Below are 3,643 nucleotides of genomic sequence, written 5' to 3'. Positions count from 1 at the left end.
GCACCGGACCTGCCGGGGCCGGCGGACCTGGCTTGGGCCTCCTCGCCCTGCCAGGACTTCAGCCTGGCCGGCGGCCGGGCGGGGCTGTCGGGGGGCCGGTCCTCGGCCTTTTTCGGCTTCTGGCGGCTCATGGAGAGCCTGGATGACGCGGGCCGGGCGCCGCCCCTGATCGTGGTGGAGAATGTGGTCGGCCTGCTCACCTCCCGGGGCGGGGACGACTTTGCCGCCCTCTGCGGGGCCCTGGCGCGACGTGGCTACCGGGTGGGGGCCCTGGAGGCCGACGCCGCCGACTTCACCCCCCAGTCCCGACCGCGCCTGTTCGTCATCGCCTTCCGGGGTGAGCCGCCGGCGCGCCTCTCCGGCGGCGGGGCCTTCGTCACACCGGCGGTGGGCCGGGCCCGGGACCGGCTGGAGGGGGCGGCGCGCTCTGCCTGGACCGACTGGTCCCCCCGGGCGCCGGCGGGTCGCAACACCCGCCTGGCGGACCTGCTTGAGCCTGACGACCAGGTTCCCTGGAACCCGCCTGACCTGACCCGCCGTCTGGTCGCCATGATGTCGCCCGTGCAGGCGGCGCGGCTGGAGGCCCTCAAGGCGGCAGGCGGGCGGCATGTGGGTGCCTTCTTCCGCCGGACCCGGCGCGAGGAGGGGCAAAGCGTGCAGAGGGCTGAGGCCCGGTTCGACGGCCTGGCCGGATGCCTGCGCACCCCCCGGGGCGGATCCTCCCGCCAGTCGTTGATCCTCATCGAGGACGGCGCGGTGCGAACCCGCCTGCTGGCCCCCCGGGAGGCGGCCCGGCTGATGGGCCTGCCCGAGGCCTATGTCCTGCCCCGCGGCGTGTCGGCGGGCCTGCACGTGGTCGGGGACGGGGTCTGCGTTCCCACCGTCCGCTGGCTGGCCGACACCCTCCTGGAGCCTCTGCTGGAGGCGCTTCCGCCGTCCCGGGTTTAGAATTCCTGCGCCGGCGCCCTGAAAACCCGCCTTCCCAAAGCCGCGCGGGCGCCTGAAGGTCGATACTCAACTTCCCGGAGCCTTTGCCATGGTTGAATCCGTTTATGACGCCGCCCGCTATCGTCGCACCGGCCGGGGCAAGGTCTATGAGTCCATCCTCGATACCATCGGCGATACGCCCCTGGTGGCCCTTCCCAACCTGACCCGGGCCCTGAAGCCAAAGGCGCGGGTGCTGGCCAAGCTGGAGTTCTTCAACCCCATCGCCTCGGTGAAGGACCGGATCGGCGTCTCGCTGATCGAGAACCTGGAGGCCCAGGGCCTGATCGCGCCGGGCGCCACCCTGGTCGAGCCCACCAGCGGCAATACCGGTATCTCCCTGGCCTTCGTGGCCGCGGCCAAGGGCTACAAGCTGATCCTCTGCATGCCGGAGAGCATGTCGATCGAGCGCCGCAAGATGCTGCTCCTGATGGGCGCCCAGCTGGAGCTGACCCCAGCTGAGCGCGGCATGGCCGGGGCGATCGCCCGGGCCAGGGAGATCGTCGAGGCCACACCCGGGGCGGTCATGCCCCAGCAGTTCGAAAGCGCCGCCAACCCCCTGATCCACCGGGTCTCCACCGCCGAGGAGATCTGGAACGATACGGACGGGGCGGTGGACGCCGTCGTCTCCGGCGTCGGCACGGGAGGCACCATCAGCGGCATCGGGCAGGTCCTGAAGGCCCGCAAGCCTGGCCTGAAGATGGTGGCGGTGGAGCCGGCGGCCTCGCCGGTCCTGTCGGGCGGCAGCCCCGCCCCGCACAAGATCCAGGGCATCGGCGCCGGATTCGTGCCCGCGATCCTGGACCGGGGTGTGATCGACGAGATCGTCCAGGTCTCGAACGAGGACAGCTTCGCCATGGCCCGGCGCGTGGCGCGGGAAGAGGGGATCCCGGTGGGCATCTCCTCGGGCGCGGCCCTGACGGCGGCCTTCAGCCTGGCGGAACGGGACGAATACGCCGGCAAGACCATTGTCACCATCATCGCCTCCTTTGCCGAGCGCTACCTCTCCACGGCTCTCTTCGACGGCCTCTGAGGGCGAAGTGCCGGCCCCGAGTTGAAGGTGCGTCTCAGTGGGCTTCTGAAGGCTCCGGTGCCTCGACCCTGACCTCGCATCGCACCGAATTGGCGATGAAGCACTCGGCGTGGCTGGCCGCATGCAGGGCCTCCAGGGCCTCGGCGTCCGGCGCCAGGCCCACCCAGGAGATGTCTGGCCGCAGGACCACTTCGACCAGGCCCTTGCGGCCCGGGGCGACCTCGCCCATCCGGCCGCGGGCGGCGTCGGCATAGCGGTCGATGACGAAGCCGGCCCGCCGGGCCTTGTCCAGGAAGGTCAGCATGTGACAGCTGGACAGGGCCGCCACCAGCATCTCCTCGGGGTCGATCCCCGCCGGGTCGGCCCAGCGGCCCATTACCGAGGGGGCCGCGGAGGCCAGGATCTCGGCACCCCCGTCGAAGGTGATGCTGTGGGCCCGGCTGTAGCGACCCTTGAGGAAGTCGGCGTCGGGCTGGACGGTCCAGGTGACGAAGGCGTCGTGGTCGGACATCTGGGTCTCCCCGTCTTCAGAAGGCCTCGGCCGGCAGGGCCATGACCGTCTCGGCGCCGGACTTCAGGCGGGCCAGGTGGACCTGGGTCTCCGGCAGGACCCGGGCCAGGAAGAAGCGTCCCACGGCAAGCTTTGACGCCCAGAACGGATCGGTGTCGCCGGCGGTGATCTTCGCCTGGGCGACGAGGGCCATGCGGGCCCACATCCAGGACAGGGCGGTCAGGCCCACCAGGTGCAGGAAGTCATGCGAGCCGGCGGCGGCGTTGTCGGGATGGGCGAGGCCGTTCTGCATGAGCCAGCCCACGCCCTCCTGCAGCTGGACGCGGGCGCCGTCGAGACCGTCCAAGAAGGGATCGGTGGCGGGCTCGCCCCGGGCGGCGCCTGAGAAGGCCTCCAGCTCGGCCAGCCAGGTCAGCATGGCCCGGCCGCCGTTGGCAGGCAGCTTGCGCCCCACCAGGTCCAGGGCCTGGACCCCGTTGGCCCCCTCGTAGATCAGGGCGATGCGGACATCGCGCATGTACTGGCTGGCGGGGAAATGCTCGGTATAGCCGGACCCGCCGTGCACCTGCAGGGCGTCGGAGCAGACCTTCAGGCCCCGGTCTGTGAGGTAGGCCTTGGCCACTGGCGTCATCAGGGCGGCGTAGTCCGAGGCCTTTTGGCGCACCGCCTCGTCGGGATGGCCGTGGGCCAGGTCGCCCTGGAGAGCGGACCAGAAGAGGAAGGCCCGGCCGCCCTCGACCAGGGCCTTGCCCTCCATCAGCTGGCGGCGCACGTCAGGGTGGACGATGATGGGGTCTGCGGGTCCGCCGGGGTTCTTCGGGCCGGTCAGGGCCCGGCCCTGGAGCCGGTCGCGGGCGAAGTCGGCCGCCGCCTGCAGGGCCGCCTCGGCCTGGGCGATCCCCTGCAGGCCGACGCCGATGCGGGCCTCGTTCATCATCACGAACATGAGGGCCAGGCCCCGGTTCTCCTCGCCCACCAGCCAGCCCACGGCCTCCTCGTGGCGCATGACGCAGGTGGCCGAACCGTGGATGCCCATCTTGTCTTCAAGACCATCGCACCAGACGCCGTTTCGGGCGCCCGGCTTGCCCCCGGCGTCGGGGATGAACTTGGGCACG

Annotated in this window: 4 protein-coding genes; 2 read left to right on the top strand and 2 right to left on the bottom strand. The window is 71.5% G+C overall.

Going from position 1 to position 3,643, the window contains the following annotated elements; translation table 11 throughout:
- Nucleotides 1-948, top strand: a 948-nt coding sequence (locus WCJ52_RS12190; RefSeq protein WP_336903580.1) for a DNA cytosine methyltransferase, incomplete at its 5' end; no start/stop codon positions are given.
- 88 nt (nt 949-1,036) lie between these two features.
- Nucleotides 1,037-2,017, top strand: a complete 981-nt coding sequence (gene cysK, locus WCJ52_RS12185) for a cysteine synthase A (RefSeq protein ID WP_336903579.1) — start codon at nt 1,037-1,039, stop codon at nt 2,015-2,017.
- A 34-nt stretch (nt 2,018-2,051) separates the two neighbouring features.
- Here cysK and WCJ52_RS12180 read toward each other — a convergent pair whose 3' ends face one another.
- Nucleotides 2,052-2,528 carry an OsmC family protein gene (locus tag WCJ52_RS12180; RefSeq protein WP_336903578.1) on the bottom strand — a complete coding sequence of 159 codons (477 nt, stop codon included), beginning with the start codon at nt 2,526-2,528 and terminating at the stop codon, nt 2,052-2,054.
- Nucleotides 2,529-2,544: 16 nt separating this feature from the next.
- Nucleotides 2,545-3,643 (bottom strand): acyl-CoA dehydrogenase C-terminal domain-containing protein (locus tag WCJ52_RS12175; protein ID WP_336903577.1); only part of this gene is annotated, 1,099 nt, incomplete at its 5' end.

The sequence above is a fragment of the Phenylobacterium sp. genome, from assembly GCF_037138395.1.
Taxonomy (GTDB): Bacteria; Pseudomonadota; Alphaproteobacteria; order Caulobacterales; family Caulobacteraceae; genus Phenylobacterium.
Note: the sequence above shows the minus strand (reverse complement) of the source record. Positions and strands in the feature narration are given on the sequence as shown.

What these genes read in the sequence shown, in the direction of transcription:
- cysK (WP_336903579.1), top strand. Translation starts at nt 1,037, where the DNA reads ATGGTTGAATCCGTTTATGACGCCGCCCGCTATCGTCGCACCGGCCGG.
- WCJ52_RS12180 (WP_336903578.1), bottom strand. Translation starts at nt 2,528, where the DNA reads ATGTCCGACCACGACGCCTTCGTCACCTGGACCGTCCAGCCCGACGCC.